Annotated in this window: 13 protein-coding genes; 11 read left to right on the top strand and 2 right to left on the bottom strand. The window is 66.6% G+C overall.

Annotated elements, in window-relative coordinates; all coding sequences use genetic code 11:
* Window positions 1-5: 5 nt before the first annotated feature.
* From JG616_RS01995 to JG616_RS01945, 11 genes are all read left to right on the top strand, one after another.
* Complete coding sequence (locus JG616_RS01995) at window positions 6-1,967, top strand: acyltransferase family protein (protein ID WP_199391510.1); 1,962 nt, start codon at window positions 6-8, stop codon at window positions 1,965-1,967.
* The gene (locus JG616_RS01990) at window positions 1,967-3,025 is read left to right on the top strand and encodes an acyltransferase (RefSeq protein WP_199391509.1); all 1,059 of its coding nucleotides are present in this window, start codon (window positions 1,967-1,969) and stop codon (window positions 3,023-3,025) included. The genes JG616_RS01995 and JG616_RS01990 overlap by 1 nt, the downstream gene beginning before the upstream one ends.
* Before the next feature lie 4 nt (window positions 3,026-3,029).
* Window positions 3,030-4,088, top strand: a complete 1,059-nt coding sequence (gene rfbB / locus JG616_RS01985) for a dTDP-glucose 4,6-dehydratase (protein ID WP_199391508.1) — start codon at window positions 3,030-3,032, stop codon at window positions 4,086-4,088.
* Window positions 4,085-4,972: a glucose-1-phosphate thymidylyltransferase RfbA gene (rfbA, locus tag JG616_RS01980; RefSeq protein ID WP_199391507.1), complete on the top strand. Its 888-nt coding sequence runs from the start codon at window positions 4,085-4,087 to the stop codon at window positions 4,970-4,972. Before rfbB ends, rfbA begins: the two co-directional genes overlap by 4 nt.
* Before the next feature lie 18 nt (window positions 4,973-4,990).
* Window positions 4,991-6,151: a glycosyltransferase family 4 protein gene (locus JG616_RS01975; protein WP_235972910.1), complete on the top strand. Its 1,161-nt coding sequence runs from the start codon at window positions 4,991-4,993 to the stop codon at window positions 6,149-6,151.
* On the top strand, window positions 6,148-6,624 hold the full coding sequence (locus tag JG616_RS01970) for a VanZ family protein (RefSeq protein ID WP_199391506.1): 477 nt from the start codon (window positions 6,148-6,150) through the stop codon (window positions 6,622-6,624). The genes JG616_RS01975 and JG616_RS01970 overlap by 4 nt, the downstream gene beginning before the upstream one ends.
* 53 nt (window positions 6,625-6,677) lie before the next feature.
* Window positions 6,678-8,024, top strand: coding sequence for a phosphomannomutase (locus tag JG616_RS01965; RefSeq protein ID WP_199391505.1), 1,347 nt, complete (start codon window positions 6,678-6,680; stop codon window positions 8,022-8,024).
* A gap of 175 nt (window positions 8,025-8,199) precedes the next feature.
* Window positions 8,200-9,123 carry an SOS response-associated peptidase family protein gene (locus JG616_RS01960; protein ID WP_199391504.1) on the top strand — a complete coding sequence of 308 codons (924 nt, stop codon included), beginning with the start codon at window positions 8,200-8,202 and terminating at the stop codon, window positions 9,121-9,123.
* A 208-nt stretch (window positions 9,124-9,331) separates the two neighbouring features.
* Complete coding sequence (locus tag JG616_RS01955) at window positions 9,332-9,580, top strand: type II toxin-antitoxin system Y4mF family antitoxin (RefSeq protein ID WP_199391503.1); 249 nt, start codon at window positions 9,332-9,334, stop codon at window positions 9,578-9,580.
* Window positions 9,577-10,836, top strand: coding sequence for a type II toxin-antitoxin system HipA family toxin (locus JG616_RS01950; protein WP_199391502.1), 1,260 nt, complete (start codon window positions 9,577-9,579; stop codon window positions 10,834-10,836). Before JG616_RS01955 ends, JG616_RS01950 begins: the two co-directional genes overlap by 4 nt.
* Window positions 10,837-10,927: 91 nt before the next feature.
* A complete protein-coding gene (locus JG616_RS01945; protein ID WP_199391501.1) occupies window positions 10,928-11,458 on the top strand; it encodes an outer membrane beta-barrel protein in 531 nt (176 codons plus the stop codon).
* A 154-nt stretch (window positions 11,459-11,612) separates the two neighbouring features.
* Here JG616_RS01945 and JG616_RS01940 read toward each other — a convergent pair whose 3' ends face one another.
* Window positions 11,613-12,164 (bottom strand): DUF2058 domain-containing protein, encoded by a 552-nt coding sequence (locus JG616_RS01940; protein ID WP_199391500.1) that lies wholly within the window; start codon window positions 12,162-12,164, stop codon window positions 11,613-11,615.
* 96 nt (window positions 12,165-12,260) lie between these two features.
* On the bottom strand, window positions 12,261-14,960 hold the full coding sequence (gene ligD, locus JG616_RS01935; RefSeq protein ID WP_199391499.1) for a DNA ligase D: 2,700 nt from the start codon (window positions 14,958-14,960) through the stop codon (window positions 12,261-12,263).
* Window positions 14,961-15,016 lie beyond the last annotated feature (56 nt).

Below are 15,016 nucleotides of genomic sequence, written 5' to 3'. Positions count from 1 at the left end.
GCACGATGAAGTATCAACCGCATATCGACGGCCTCCGTGCCGTGGCCGTGTTGCTGGTGATCTTTCACCACCTTGGAGACTGGGGCGGGCTTGCCGGCGGCTTCGTTGGCGTGGACGTGTTCTTCGTGATTTCAGGATTCCTGATTACGAGTATCGTGAAGTCCGAGATCGAAGCAGGAACGTTCTCCTTTGGCGGCTTCTATAAGCGGCGCGTGGTTCGATTGGCCCCGGCATATTTCACGGTAGTGCTCGCTACCACAGTCGCCGCACTGATATGGATGCTGCCCGCTGAGTTGTTGGCATACGCCCGCAGCATGATTGCTTCCAGCCTGTTCCTGGCCAATTTCCACATGTGGCAGGAAGTGGGTGGCTACTTTGGCGCGAGCGCCGAGACGGTCCCGCTGCTGCACTTGTGGACGCTTGCCGTCGAAGAGCAGTTTTACCTGTTCTGGCCGGTGGCCATGCTGGTTGTTCATCGACTGCTTCCGCAGAAGTGGCGCCTGTGGGTGCTTCTCCTTGTCGTGGTGATCGGCACAGTGGTCTCCCAGTGGGGCGTTGCACACTACCCGGCCGCTGCCTATTACCTGCTGCCCACGCGCTTCTTCGAACTTGCGATTGGTGCACTACTGGCGTACTTGCCCGCCTCTACTCGAGGTAGGTCTTGGGCCTCTGCTGTCTCGTTGGCGGGCATGGCGATGATTCTGTATGCCGGCCTCTACTATTGGAAGGAGACGTTGTTCCCAGGATATGCAGTCTTGATGCCGGTGCTTGGCACCGCGATGGTGCTGCGTTGGGGTGAGGGGACGGTGGTTGGTAAGGCGCTCAGTACGTCTATCGCCACATTTATCGGCAAGATCTCATACCCGGCCTATTTGTGGCACTGGCCAATTATCGCGTTCTTAAATCTCAACGAAGTTGCAATCACCGTGCCGAACGGTGTGTCTGTTGTGGTTGCGACTTTGATGTTGGCTTGGATGACGTACCGTTGCATCGAGTTGCCAGCGCGTCGCTTCCGCTCATTCTCGGGCATGCGCGTAGTGCTGACGGGCGGTGCCGCTCCAATACTGGCTTCGGTGGCGCTTGGGCTTCTCCTCGTGGGTGTTAACGGAATTCCAGGCCGGTTCCCGGACAGCCTCAACAAGAAGAGTGAGGCCCTGCTCGCATCTCCGAGCAAGGCCCGTGGGCGTTGCAACGAAGGGCCACCGACCGCACCGCTTCCGCCTGATCAGTGTGTGGTGGGGCGCTCGAGCGGCAAGGTGGACTTCCTGTTGGTAGGAGATAGCCACGCCAATCATTTCACCGGGTTCCTCGACGTCCTTGGCAAGGATGCCAACCTCAGGGGATACGACATGACACGGAGCAATACGCCGTTCCTGCCTGGCGTCGACCGTTGGTCGGTGCGCGATGGGTCGCTGGATCATCATGGGAACTTCGCTCCTCGCAACAGGTACGTCACGGAATTGCTCGATCGCGAGCGGATCGAAACTGTTGTTCTGGCTGGCAACTACACGCGTTTTTACAACGACGAGATTCTTCGCGCAGGATCCCTTGAGGGACGAGGAGCGTTTGAATCAGGGATGCGGGCGGCTATTGGCGTGGCGCAGTCATCTGCTTCGCGTGTCGTCATCCTTAGCACAATTCCACTGCTCACTAAGGGATTGCACGATTGTGTGCTGCGTGCCGAGCGGTTTCAGACGGATAGGGAATGCGTGTTGCCAACAAAGGATTATCTGGAGCGTACCAGGGATGTCGAAGCCTTCTTCGCCAGCCTTCGAGAAGAGTTTCCCGATGTGATCTGGATTGATCTGTCCAGGTTGATGTGCGGCCCGACGACGTGTGTAACGGAGATGGATGGGACGCCTCTGTATAAAGACGATGGCCATCTCAATGACATCGGGTCAAGGCTTCTGGCCAAGGCGTGGATTGAGAGGTTTGGGAATCCGCTGGCGAGCGGCGGTGTCCAATGATGATGTCAGTTGCGAGAACCAAGAAGCTGGAGGGGCTTGAAGCTCTGCGTGGGTTTGCGGCGTTGTGGGTTCTTCTTGTACATGCTAATCAGGCCACGACGCATTTTGTCAATTGGGATGCGGGTGCGGCAGGTCAGGTGATTGCTAACGGCTTCCTCGGCGTTGACTTCTTCTTCGTCCTCTCGGGATTCATCATCGCGTTTACGTCACAGCGGCTGGCGGATCGGGGCGGCGGATTTCGCGCCTACGCGCAAGCGCGGTTGCTGCGGATCTATGTCCCCTACCTTCCGATCGGCATCGGCATCTATCTGCTCTACATTCTGCTCCCCGGGTTGAGTGAGGCGGAGCGTTCACCCGGTCTTCTGACCAGTTTCGCGCTGCTGCCATCCAATTCGCCACCGGCGCTGTCGGTAGCGTGGACGTTGGTTCATGAGTTGATCTTTTACGCGGTCTTCTCAGTTTGGTTCGTGTCGCGAAGAGTTTTGTGGGCATTGTTGGGGGTGTGGGCTGGAGCAATTGCGGCTGTATGGATGCAGGACGTGGAGTTGTCCAGATTCGCCGGGTACTTCCTCTCCCCGCTGAACCTGTGTTTTCTGCTCGGAGTCGCGGTGTACCGGATCTCAAGGCGGTTGCGGACTGCGGGGGGGGCGAAGACTGCATTGGCGTTGGCAATGGGCGGGCTCGTAGCGGTCTGCTTGCAGGCGTTGCAGCTCGAACCGGTGCGATTCTGGGTTGCCATCGGCTTCGGCGCGATCGTGTTGGCCGCCTCGATGCCGGCCGGAGCACGCGTGAGAATTTGGCGACCCCTCATGGTGCTGGGTGCCGCCTCATACGCGGTTTATCTGATCCACAACCCGCTGCTGTCCGTCGCGGTGCGCGTGGCAGTGAAGGTAGGGGTGCAAGGCTGGGCTGCGTTCCTATTGATCAGCGCGGTCGCGCTGGCGGGTGGCCTGATGTATTGGGCGTTGTACGAACGGCGTGCCCTTGGTCTGACGCGACGATGGCTGACTGGCCGCAAGGCCCGGGAAGAAATCCAGCGATCTGTAGGGAGCTTGTAGTTTCATGAAGAAAGCTTGGCTTGTCACCGGCGGCGCCGGCTTCATCGGCGGCAATTTCGTGCTCGAGGCGGTCGCCGCCGGCGTCCGCGTTGTCAACCTCGACGTGCTCACCTACGCCGGCAACCTGGACACGCTGTCCTCGCTTGAAGGCAACCCCGACCACGTCTTCGTGCACGGCGACATCGGCGACGGCGACCTGGTCGCCCGGCTGCTGGCCGAACACCGGCCGGACGCGGTCGTCAACTTCGCCGCCGAGAGCCACGTCGACCGCTCGATCGACGGCCCGGCGGCCTTCGTGCAGACGAACGTGGTGGGCACCCTGGCGCTGCTCGAGGCCGTGCGCGACTACTGGAAGGCGCTGGAGGGCAAGGCGAAGGACGCGTTCCGCTTCCTGCACGTCTCCACCGACGAGGTCTACGGCACCCTGGGCGAGACCGGCCTGTTCACCGAGACCACGGCCTACGCGCCCAACTCGCCGTATTCGGCGTCGAAGGCGGCCTCGGACCATCTGGTGCGCGCCTTCCACCACACCTACGGGCTGCCGGTGCTGACCACCAACTGCTCGAACAACTACGGTCCCTACCACTTCCCCGAGAAGCTGGTCCCGCTGGTGATCGCCAAGGCCCTGGCCGGCGAGCCGCTGCCGGTCTATGGCGACGGCAAACAGGTGCGCGACTGGCTGTTCGTGACCGATCACTGCGAGGCGATCCGCACCGTGCTGGCCAAGGGTCGCGTGGGCGAGACCTACAACGTCGGCGGCAACGCCGAGATGCAGAACATCGAGGTGGTGAAGACCATCTGCGCGCTGCTTGACCAGCGCCGCCCGCGCGAGGACGGGCAGCCACGCGAGTCGCAGATCGCGTTCGTGGCCGACCGCCCGGGGCATGATCGCCGCTATGCGATTGACGCCTCGAAGCTGCGCGACGAGCTCGGCTGGACGCCGGCCTATATCTTCGAGCGCGGCATCGCCGAAACCGTCGACTGGTACCTGGCCAACCAGCCCTGGGTGCAGCGCGTGCTCGACGGCAGCTACCGCCTGGAACGCATCGGGGCCGAAGCATGACCGCGCGCCGCGGCATCATCCTGGCCGGCGGCTCCGGCACCCGGCTGTATCCGATCACCCGCGCCATCAGCAAGCAGCTCTTGCCGGTGTACGACAAGCCGATGATCTACTACCCGCTGAGCGCGCTGATGCTGGCCGGGATCCGCGAGGTGCTGATCATCAACACCCCGCACGAGCAGGCGCTGTTCCAGCAGCTCCTGGGCGACGGCTCGCAGTGGGGCATGGACATCCGCTACGCGGTGCAGCCGAGCCCGGACGGGCTGGCACAGGCCTACCTGATCGGCCGCGAGTTCGTCGACGGCAAGCCGAGCTGCCTGGTGCTGGGCGACAACATCTTCCACGGCCATGGCTTCACCGAGATCCTCAAGCGCGCCGATGCGCGCCAGGACGGCGCGACCGTGTTCGGCTACTGGGTGAGCGATCCGGAGCGCTACGGCGTGGCCGACTTCGACGCCGACGGCAAGGTGGTGGGGCTGGAGGAAAAGCCGGCGAACCCGCGCTCGAACTACGCCGTCACCGGCCTGTACTTCTACGATGGCCGCGCCAGCGACTTCGCCGCTTCGCTCAAGCCCTCGCCGCGCGGCGAACTCGAAATCACCGACCTCAACCGCTGCTATCTCGAAGAGGGCAGCCTGCACCTGGAGCAGCTGGGTCGTGGCTATGCCTGGCTCGACACCGGCACCCACCAGTCGCTGATCGAAGCTTCGAACTTCATCGAGACCGTCGAGGCGCGCCAGGGCCTGCGCGTGTGCTGTCCGGAAGAGATCGCCTGGACCAACGGCTGGATCGACGACGCCGACCTCACCCGCCTGGCCGCACCGCTGGCCAAGAACGGCTACGGCCAGTACCTGCTGTCGCTGGCCAAGCGCGGAGTGGTGCGGTGACGATGGAGCGTGTCTGACATGGCACACGCGATGCCGCGTGCGTCACACAAGATCGTGCTGTTCGCGAACACCGACTGGTACCTCTACAACTTCCGCCGCTCGCTGGCGCTGGCGTTGCAGGCGCATGGCTACGATCTGTTGCTGATCTCACCCCCCGGCCCATACGGCGAGAAGCTGCGCGCGCTCGGCCTGCGCTGGGAGCCGGTGCCGATGGACCGCCGCAGCCTCAACCCGTTGCGCGAGGCGAGATTGCTGGCATGGCTGGTGTCGCTGTTTCGCACGGAGCGCCCTGCGCTGGTGCATGGCTTCACCATCAAGTGCGCGGTGTACGGGTCGCTTGCCGCGCGCCTGGCCGGCGTGCCGGCGCGTGTCAACGCCGTAGCCGGCATGGGCTACGTGTTCACCAGTAGCGACACCAAGGCGCGCGTGCTGCGCCCGCTGGTGCGCACGTTGCTGCGTACCGCTCTGGATGGCGACAACGCGCGCCTGGTGCTGCAGAACCCGGATGACGTGGCGCTGTTTGCCGCCGCGGAGCTGGTGGATCGCGAGCATGTCCACCTGATTCCCGGCTCCGGCGTGGATTGCTCGCGCTTTGTGGCGCGCGAAGGCCAGCGCGATTCAGCGCGTCCGCTGCGCGTGCTGCTGGCCGCGCGCCTGCTGTGGGACAAGGGTCTGGCGGAGTTCGTGGAGGCCGCACGGCGGCTGCGGGGCGAGGGCAGGGCGATCGAGTTCCTGCTGGCTGGCGACCCCGATCCTGGAAATCCTGCCGCAGTGCCCGAAGCCACCGTGCGCGGATGGGCGGAAGAGGGCGTGCTGGAGTGGCTCGGTCACGTCGATGACATGTCGGCGCTGTTCGCGTCGGTCGACGTGGTGGTGCTGCCCAGCTATCGCGAAGGCCTGCCGAAGGGCTTGATCGAGGCCGCCGCCTGCGCGCTGCCGCTGGTGACCACCGACGTGCCGGGCTGCCGGGAAGTGGTGAGCGACGGCGTCGACGGCCTGCTGGTGCCGGTGCGCGATGCCGCTGCGCTGGCTGCGGCCATTGCGCGGCTGCACGATGATCCCGAGCTGGCCGCACGCCTCGGCAAGGCCGCGCGCGCCAAGGCGCTGGCGGAATTCGACGAGAAGATCGTCATTGACCGCACCATGGCCGTGTATCGCGAACTGCTGCCTGCGCCATGACCGGCGCCGATATGCTGCTGGCAGTCCTGGCGTTGGGCGTGGCGATGCTGCTGGCCCGCGGTAGCCATCCGGTGGTGGCGGTGTTGCTGGTCGCGTCCGCGCTGGCGGTGTCGGCGATGTTGTTCCTGCCCACCGCGATGCTGGGCGAGTGGTTCGGCATGGACCGCGTGCATCGCCTGTACGGCCTGACACGCGACACGCCCCTGGACCCGCCGGAATGGATCCACCTCTTCGCCTTCGCCTGGCTGGGCCTGCTGGTCTGGCTGGCGCGCAAGGACGTGCGCAACTGGTGGGGCGTTGTCTTGATCGCGGCGTTCGGCGTGGCCGCGGAGCTGTCGCAGTGGCTCACGGATGGGCGGCAGCCGAAGCTTGAGGATGCGGCGTTGAATGTTCTTGGCGGGTTGGCAGGAGTTCTGCTCGCGTGGATCGGCTGCTCGCTGGTGGCAGCCTGGGGCCGTCGAAGCGGTCGCTGATGCGACAGCAGCTACCGGTATGATCCGGGTCCCCGCACCACTGGAGCACTCCCGTGTCATCGAAAGCATTCAAGGCCTACGACATCCGCGGCCGCGTGCCGGACGAACTCGATGAGGCCCTGGCCATGCGCATCGGCGCGGCCACCTCGGAGCTGCTCGGCCCTGGTGCGGTCGTTATCGGGCACGACATCCGCCTGAGCAGCCCTGCGCTGCAGGCGGCCCTGGCGCAGGGCCTGCGCGAAGCCGGCCGCGAGGTCATCGATATCGGCCTCTGTGGCACCGAGGAGGTCTATTTCCAGACCGATCACCTGGGTGCGGCCGGTGGCGTGATGGTGACCGCCAGCCACAACCCCATGGACTACAACGGCCTGAAGCTGGTGCGCGAGAACGCGCGGCCGATCAGCGCCGACACCGGCCTGTTCACCATCCGCGACCGTGCGCTGTCCGACGACTTCACCCTGGGGCAGGGCGCCGGCGGCAGCCGCGCGATGACCGACAAGTCGGCGTACATCGCGCACCTGCTGACCTACGTGGCGGGCGTTGCGCTGAAGCCGCTGAAGATCGTCAGCAACCCGGGCAACGGCGGCGCGGGCACGGTCATCGACCTGCTCGCACCGCACCTGCCGTTCGAGTTCGTGCGCGTGCAGCACGAGCCGGATGGCACCTTTCCCAACGGCATCCCCAACCCGCTGCTGCCCGACGCGCGTGCCGCCACCGCCGACGCGGTGAAGGCGCATGGCGCCGACTTCGGCATCGCCTGGGACGGCGACTTCGACCGCTGCTTCTTCTTCGACCACACCGGCCGCTTCATCGAGGGCTATTACCTGGTCGGGCTGCTGGCCAAGGCGCTGCTGGCGCGCAGCCCGGGCGGCAAGGTGGTGCACGACCCGCGGCTGCTGTGGAACACGGTGGAGATGGTGCGCGAGGCCGGCGGCACGCCCGTGCTGTGCAAGAGCGGCCACGCCTTCATCAAGGAGAAGATGCGCGCCGAGGACGCGCTCTACGGCGGCGAGATGAGCGCGCACCATTATTTCCGCGAGTTCGCCTACGCCGACTCCGGGATGATCCCGTGGCTGCTGATCGCGGCGCTGGTGTCGACGAGCGGCCTGTCGCTGGCGGAGCTGGTGGAAGACCGGATGGCGAAGTTTCCGTGCAGCGGCGAGATCAACTTCACGGTGGCGGATGCGGCGGCATCGATCGCGGCGGTGCTGGCGCATTTCAGCGCGCTGCAGCCGGAGCTGGATTACACGGACGGGTTGTCGGCGGATTTCGGGGATTGGCGCTTCAATCTGCGCAGTTCGAATACGGAGCCGTTGATCAGGTTGAACGTCGAGACGCGGGGGGATGAGGGGTTGCTGCGGGAGAAGGTGGAGGAGATCAGTGGGTTGTTGATGGGGTGAGGGGGTTTGCTGCCGCCCTCGAGGCGGCACGGCGGGTCCTGCCAGGCGTCCGCGTCGCTTGCCAGGGTGTGCAGCATGGGTTCAAGGCCGGAAGATTCGCGCTCTGCCTGCGTTGAGGTGCATCCGGGCAACATCGTGGATCCGAGGTAAAACCACTCAGTCAGGAGCTCGCCCGATGTGCTACTCCGCCCTCGTCTACGCCGAAATCCGCAAGCTCGAACGCACCCTCGGTGTGAGGATCGACCCCGACTGGTACGTCGAGGAATTCTGGACTCGCAAGGGCAAGGATGCTGGCAAGCGCCCCAGGATGCCCCGCGCCGTGGAGCGCGAAGCCGTGGCCTTGGCACCCGCCAGCATCGGGGCCGCCATCGCCGCCGCCGACCAGACCGAGATCGACCAGCTGACCCAACTGGTCTTCGCCCAGCGCAAGCGCGTCGCCGACGCCGAGCGCTCGCTGCAGGCGCGCGAGACGAAGAAGGCGCGCGAAGACATCCGCATCGGCACCGGCAAGGTCGAGGCCGCGATGCGCCGCCTGGATGAACTCCGCACGCCGCCCGCCGATGCGGGGCTCGGGCGCATCTATCCGGGCTACTGGTGCCCGGTCGTCATCCGCGAGCGCGGGCGTTACGTGGCGCGCCTCATGCGCTACCAGTGCCGGCTGCCCGACTGGACCGAGGCCATCGAGCGCCGCTACCCGGGCACCTACAACGCACGCCGCGACAACCTGGAGAAGTCCTGGGGCAAGGTCTTCGGCCACGGCCACGGCGTGATGGTGGCCAGCGCCTTCTACGAACACGTTGACCGCGGCGGCCAGGACCAGGTGCTCGAGTTCCGGCCCAGCGACGGCCGCGACATGATCGCGGCCTGCCTGTGGACGCGCACCACCGAGCAGGACGGCTCGGAGCTGTACTCCTTCGCCGCGATCACCGACGAGCCCCCGGCCGAAGTGGCCGCGGCGGGGCACGACCGGTGCATCGTGCCGATCAAGGCCGAGCACCTGGAGGCCTGGCTCACGCCGGATGCGGCCAACCTGGCCGCGATGCACGCGATCCTGGACGACCGCGAGCGCCCGTACTACGAGCACCGCCAGGCAGCGTGAGCGGGCTCCGAAGCGATCGCCGCCCTGGGCGGCTTTCTGCCTCCCAAGCCCACAGCCCGCACCTGTAGGAGCGGCTACAGCCGCGATCCAACCTCGCCGCCCCCCCAAGTCCGCCAGGTTTTCGTTCCCGATCGGGAATTTGTGATTGACGTTCGGCCGTGCACGGTTACATCATCCCGAACAGGAATAATCACGGAGCGGACGCTTCATGAGCAATGTCCATTCCCCTTCGGGAATTCCCTTGGAGCTGTCGGACACCCCTAGCCTGGGCAAGGCGGTCCGCACGGCCCGCAAGACCCATGGCCTGACCCAGACCGAACTGGCCGGCCTTGCGGGCACGGGGCCGCGTTTCATCAGCGATCTGGAGCGGGGCAAACCCACGGTGGAAGCCGGCAAGGTGCTGGACGTGCTCTCCGTGCTGGGCCTGCGGCTTCTGCTCGCGGGGGTGGGCGAGTGATCGACCGGCTGGAGGTGGACCTGTTCGGGAAGCCGGCGGGCGTGCTCGCGATCTCCGGCACCCTGCGCAGCCCCGAAGACTGGACCTTCATCTACGACGGAGGGTATGTGGAAGCCGGCGCGCCTGCGCTATCGGTGACGTTGCCGCTGCGCGAAGAGCCCTGGGGCGGCGCCGTGGTACGCAACTGGTTCTGCAACCTGCTGCCGGAAGGCGCGGTGAGACAGGCGATCGTCCACCGTCTCCGGATTCCGCATGACGACTTCGCCCTGCTGGCCGCGATCGGTGGCGAGTGCGCCGGTGCCGTGAGCGTGCGCGTGCCCGGAGCGGACCCGGTGCTTACGCCGGACGACGACGAAACCGACCTCGAAGCCGTGCTGTTCCTGCAGGGTGATGTGGGAGGCGAAGGCAGCTGGGCGCTTGCAGGAACCCCGATGCGGCTGTCCCTGGCAGGCGCGCAGGACAAGTTGGCCGTGGTGGCCGAAGGCGACGGCCGGTTGCGCCTGCCGCACAGGGGTGAACCCAGCACGCATATCCTGAAACCCGACAGCCGGCGATTCCGCGGCCTGCGCGATGCCGAGGCCATGGGGCTTGCGCTGGCCCGTGCCGTGGGACTGGATGCAGCCGCGGCGCGGCTCGTGGACGTGATGGACCGGCCGGCACTGCTGGTGGAGCGCTACGACCGCGCACGCGCTCGCGACGGCACGCTGCATCGCCTGCACCAGGAGGATTTCTGTCAGGCGCTGGGCTATCCCGACGGGCTGAAGTACGAAGCCAGCGGCGGACCGGGCCTGGCCGCCTGTTCCGCCCTGGTCCGGAGGCTCGCCGTGGGCCCGAAGGCGGTGCAGGGCCTGCTGGATTGGGTGGTCTTCAGCGCGCTGGTGGGCAACGCCGATGCGCACGCCAAGAACCTGTCCCTGCTGTGCGATCGCGAAGGGCGGCGTTGGCTGGCGCCGCTGTACGACCTGGTGCCGACGATCTATCTCCCCGAGCCGCTGGTGGATCGCACCCCGGCCATGCGTATCGGCCAAGCTGCCCGCATCGACCAGGTGGACGCTGGCGATTGGGCGTTGTTCGCCGAGGGCGCGGGTTATCGCAAGCCTTACGTGATCGACCGGGTGCGGACCTTGTCCGGCAGGATCCTCGACTCCCTTGCGGGCGTTGGCAGGACGGTGATGGAGCAGGGTGGAGAGCCGCGGCACGTGGAACGCGTCATGGCCGCGATCGAAGGCAACGCCGTGAGGATGGCAAACCGCTGATGGAACGAATCGTGACGTTTTCATGGCTTCGTTCTGCGCGTGAAGCCTCCATGTTCTGGGGCGTGACTCACAGAACACAGGAGCTCCACCCATGAACACCACCAACCTCCTAGCCGGTACCGTCCTCGCCGCCGCCCTCGGCGCGCTGTCCTTTGGCGCGCAGGCCGCCGAGCCCGTCGGCTTCTACGCCGGCGCCGGCATCGGCCAGTCGATGGTCGACGAAGGCCTGCTGGACGAAGAGGAGACCGGCTTCCAGATCTACGGCGGCTACCAGCTGCACCCGAACTGGGGCTTCGAGCTGGGCTACACCGACTTCGGCAAGATCGAGTACGGCGACGTGGCCGCGCTGGAAGCCGACACCGTCTCGCTGGTCGCCGTCGGCACGCTGCCCTTCACCGACAAGTTCAGCGGCTACGCCAAGGCCGGCGTGCACAGCTGGGACGCCGACGCCCGCGCCGCCGGCATCGGCAGCGCCTCCGACAATGGCACCGACCCGACCTACGGCCTGGGCCTGCAGTACCGCTTCACCGACACCTTCGCGCTGCGCAGCGAGTACAGCCGCTTCGAGATGGACGACGTGGACGTGGACCTGGCGCAGGTGCAGGTGCGGTTTGATTTCTGATCCTTGCGGATCAGGTGCAACGCAGAAGGCCGGGCTTACGCCCGGCCTTTCGCTTCTGTAGGAGCGGCTATAGCCGCGATCGCTTTGCCGTGGCTTGTGATCGCGGCTATAGCCGCTCCTACAGTGGAAGGGTCGGGCGGGGCGGGACTGGCGGTTACCAGACCAGGTCGTCCGGCACCTGGAACTGCGCGTAGTACGCGTCGTCCTCACTCGTCGCCGCGTCCGTCGCATCCCCCGGCTGACCATGGTCCAGCACGATCAATTCAGGGGCGCGCTCGCGCACCTTGTCGCCCGCCGCGCGCGGCAGCAGCTCGTACCGATCCCCCAGCCGCGCAATCACCAGCGCACCTGACGACAGCTTCTTCCGCAGATCGTCATCCACCAGCAGCGTGCGGATCGCGCCATCGGCGGTGAAGCGGTACTCGCTGTCGCCCGTGCGTGGCACCTTCTTGTCCTGGATGATCTGCCGCGCCTGGGCCTTGAGCTCGGACTGGCGGGCGAGGGCCTTGCGCTCGGCTTCGAGTGCGCGGTCACGCTCGACCTTCTCCAGCCGCGCTCGCTCGGCATCGCGCTGGATGTCGGCGGCCGGGGCTTCGGCCTTGCCGTGGCGGGCCTTGGTCTGCTGGCGGGCGACTTCGGAGACCTTGGACTTCTTGACCAGGCCGGCTTTCAGGAGTTGTTCCTGGAGGGGGTTGGCTTTGGCCATGGCGGTGGAGGTCTCCGGGGGTGGGGAGACATGATAGCGAGTGGGGGGGTGGGATCGCGGCTGTAGCCGCTCCTACAGGGGCGAGGGCACCCGGGGTCAGTCGGGCTGTGTGGACCAGCGGGCTAGGTTTTGTTTGATCCTGGCGATGTCGGCCCAGGGGTCCTTGCGGCGGCGCTTCAGCATCGCGGGGACGTCCTGGATGGTGAAGGGGTCGGGGCGGTCGAGCTTGGCCAGTGCGCTCCAGGCGATCGGCATGGCGACCGGCGCGCGCGGGCGGGCGCGCAGCGAGTACGAGGCGACGGCGGTGGCGCCGCGGCCGTTGCGCAGGTAGTCGATGAAGATGCGCTTGTTGCGCTTGGCCTTGGTGGCAGTGGCGACGTAGCGGTCGGGTTCGCTCTGCGCCAGCGCCTGGGCGAAGCCCTGGGCAAAGCGCTTGGTCAGGTCCCAGTCGCAGCCGGGGTTGAGCGGCACGACGACGTGCAGGCCCTTGCCGCCGGAGACGCGCAGGAAGGATTCGAGTTCGGCCTGTTCGAGCAGGCGGCGGATCTGGGTGGCGGCCGCCTTGATCTCGGCGAAGCTGACGCCGGGGCCGGGGTCGAGGTCGAAGATGACGCGGTCGGCGGTGTCGGGGGTGGCGGCGTGCGCGCCCCATGGGTGGAACTCGAGCGCGTTGAACTGCACGAGTTCGAGCAGGCCCGGGGCGTCTTCGATCACGAGGTAGTCGGCGTTGCCGCCGCTTTCTTCCTTCAGGCGCTGGGTGGAGACGAGCTCGAGGCCGGCGGTGAGGTGCTTCTGGAAGAAGCAGGTTTTCTCCGAGCCGGAGGGGCAGCGGATGATGGAGACGGGGCGGCCCTGGACCTCGGGCAGCAGGTGGTCCATGACGGCGGTGTAGTAGTTCCAGACGTCCTGTTTGGTGGCGCGGATGTCGGGGTAGAGGAGTTTGGTGGGACTGGAGAGGGTTGGGGGTTGGCGGGGAGGGGATTCTGGTTTTTTGGCAGGTTTTTTGGTGGTGGGAGTGGTGGGGTTTGCGGTTTTTCTGGTGGGTTTTTTCGCGGCTTTAGCCGCTCCTACAGGGGTGGATCCGGCGGGGGTGGATCCGGCGGGGGTGGATCCGGCGGCGGTGGATCCGGCGGGGGTGGATCGGGCGGGCGTGGATCCGGCGGTTGCGCGGCGGGCGGGGGGTTTGGCGGGGGCGGGCGGACTGCGGTCGGAATCGTGGAGGTCGGTGACCTTCTTGTCGGGGCGGATGGCTTTCAGGGAGGGTTGGCGGAGGAGCTTCTGGCGGCCGATGCCGCGGTAGAAGACTTCGACGACGAATTTCGGCGCGAACCAGGTGGCGGTGCGCAGGTCGGTGTCGGTGGTGCCGACGTGGGCAGTGGGCTGCTTTTCGCCGCGCTTGGGCAGCTTCTTCGTGACCTCCGCCATCAGCCGGTCATTGAAGCCGCTGCCGACGCGGCCGACGTACAGCCAGCCGTGTTCCGCATCAGGCTTGGCCAGCAGCAGGGAGCCGAAGCCCGTGCGGCTGCCCTTGGGCGCGGTGTAGCCGACGACGGCGAATTCGTCGCTGGCCAGCTGCTTGGTCTTGCGCCATTCGTCGCTGCGGCCGGGGTGGTAGGGACGGTCGGCGCGCTTGGAGATGATGCCTTCGAAGTCGTTCTGGCCTGCGAGCTCATAGGCCGCGGTGCCGTCGCCGACGGTGTGCGAGCTGTAGGCCAGATGCCCGACCGCGCCTTCCAGCAGCGCCTGCAGCAGGGCCTTGCGCTCGACCAGCGGCGCATTCGACACGTCCACGCCGTCCAGGTGCAGCAGGTCGAACAGCGCGTAGGCCAGGCTGCCCTGGCGCTCGCCAGAGAGCGTGGACTGCAGCAGGTTGAAGTCGTCCTTGGTGCCGCCGCCGGCGATCAGCTCACCGTCCAGCGCGCCCGACTCCAGCCGCAGCGATTCGATCGCGGCGCGGATCTCCGGCAGCTTGTCGGTCCACTCCAGCGCATTGCGCGACCACAGCCGCACCTCGCCCTCGGCGATGGTCGCGAGGATGCGGTAGCCGTCCCACTTGATCTCGTGCAGCCACTGCTCGCCCTCGGGCGGCGTCTCGTGCAGCTTGGCCAGCTGCGGTTCGAACGGGCCTTCGGGCGCCTTGCCTTTCTTCGCGCCGCTCAGCGCCAGCGCCTGCTTCGACCAGTCCTTGCGCCGGCCCTTGGGCGCGGGGACGGTGGCCAGCTTCTTCTTGACCGCCTTGCCGGCACCGGCGCGCTTCAGGTCGGCCGCGGGCGGGGCGGTGACGCCGGCCAGCAGGTCGTCGGCTTCGAGTTCGCCGGCCCAGGCGTCCTTGTCCTTGAACAGCAGCCACTGCGGCTGCTTCGCCGGCTTGCCCGAGCGCACCAGGTGCCAGCCGCCCTTGAGCTTGTCGCCGAACAGTTCGAACCGGAGGTGGCCCTTGGCCAGCTGGGCCTCGGGATCGCCCTCGGTCGACCAGACGCCGTGGTCGAAGCGCGCGACGTGGCCGCCACCGTATTCGCCCTTGGGGATCTCGCCTTCGAAACCGGCGTAGTCGACCGGGTGGTCTTCCACCTCCACCGCCATGCGCTTCACCGAGGGGTCGTAGCTCGGACCCTTGGGCACCGCCCAGCTTTTCAGCGCGTCGCCGACCTGCAGGCGGAAGTCGTAGTGGCGGCGGCTGGCGTGGTGCAGCTGGACGACGAAGATGGCGCGCTTGCCGCGTGGCAGGGGCTTGCCGGGCTCGGGTTCGCGGGTCTTGTCGAAGCTGCGCTTGCGGCGGTATTCGACCAGGCTCATCGGGACGCACCTTGGCGTGGGCAGTCCGGCCACCTTGTGGCGGCCGCCGTGAACGG

The organism is Luteimonas sp. MC1895 (genome assembly GCF_016457215.1).
In the GTDB taxonomy this organism is placed as follows: Bacteria; Pseudomonadota; Gammaproteobacteria; order Xanthomonadales; family Xanthomonadaceae; genus Luteimonas.
This window is presented reverse-complemented; position numbering and strand designations above follow the sequence as displayed.

Excerpts from the sequence above, each read along its gene's own strand:
- JG616_RS01945 (WP_199391501.1), top strand. The coding sequence starts at position 10,928 with ATGAACACCACCAACCTCCTAGCCGGTACCGTCCTCGCCGCCGCCCTC.
- JG616_RS01960 (WP_199391504.1), top strand. The coding sequence starts at position 8,200 with ATGTGCTACTCCGCCCTCGTCTACGCCGAAATCCGCAAGCTCGAACGC.
- JG616_RS01940 (WP_199391500.1), bottom strand. The coding sequence starts at position 12,164 with ATGGCCAAAGCCAACCCCCTCCAGGAACAACTCCTGAAAGCCGGCCTG.
- JG616_RS01990 (WP_199391509.1), top strand. The coding sequence starts at position 1,967 with ATGATGTCAGTTGCGAGAACCAAGAAGCTGGAGGGGCTTGAAGCTCTG.
- ligD (WP_199391499.1), bottom strand. The coding sequence starts at position 14,960 with ATGAGCCTGGTCGAATACCGCCGCAAGCGCAGCTTCGACAAGACCCGC.
- rfbB (WP_199391508.1), top strand. The coding sequence starts at position 3,030 with ATGAAGAAAGCTTGGCTTGTCACCGGCGGCGCCGGCTTCATCGGCGGC.
- JG616_RS01970 (WP_199391506.1), top strand. The coding sequence starts at position 6,148 with ATGACCGGCGCCGATATGCTGCTGGCAGTCCTGGCGTTGGGCGTGGCG.
- JG616_RS01995 (WP_199391510.1), top strand. The coding sequence starts at position 6 with ATGAAGTATCAACCGCATATCGACGGCCTCCGTGCCGTGGCCGTGTTG.
- rfbA (WP_199391507.1), top strand. The coding sequence starts at position 4,085 with ATGACCGCGCGCCGCGGCATCATCCTGGCCGGCGGCTCCGGCACCCGG.
- JG616_RS01975 (WP_235972910.1), top strand. The coding sequence starts at position 4,991 with ATGGCACACGCGATGCCGCGTGCGTCACACAAGATCGTGCTGTTCGCG.
- JG616_RS01955 (WP_199391503.1), top strand. The coding sequence starts at position 9,332 with ATGAGCAATGTCCATTCCCCTTCGGGAATTCCCTTGGAGCTGTCGGAC.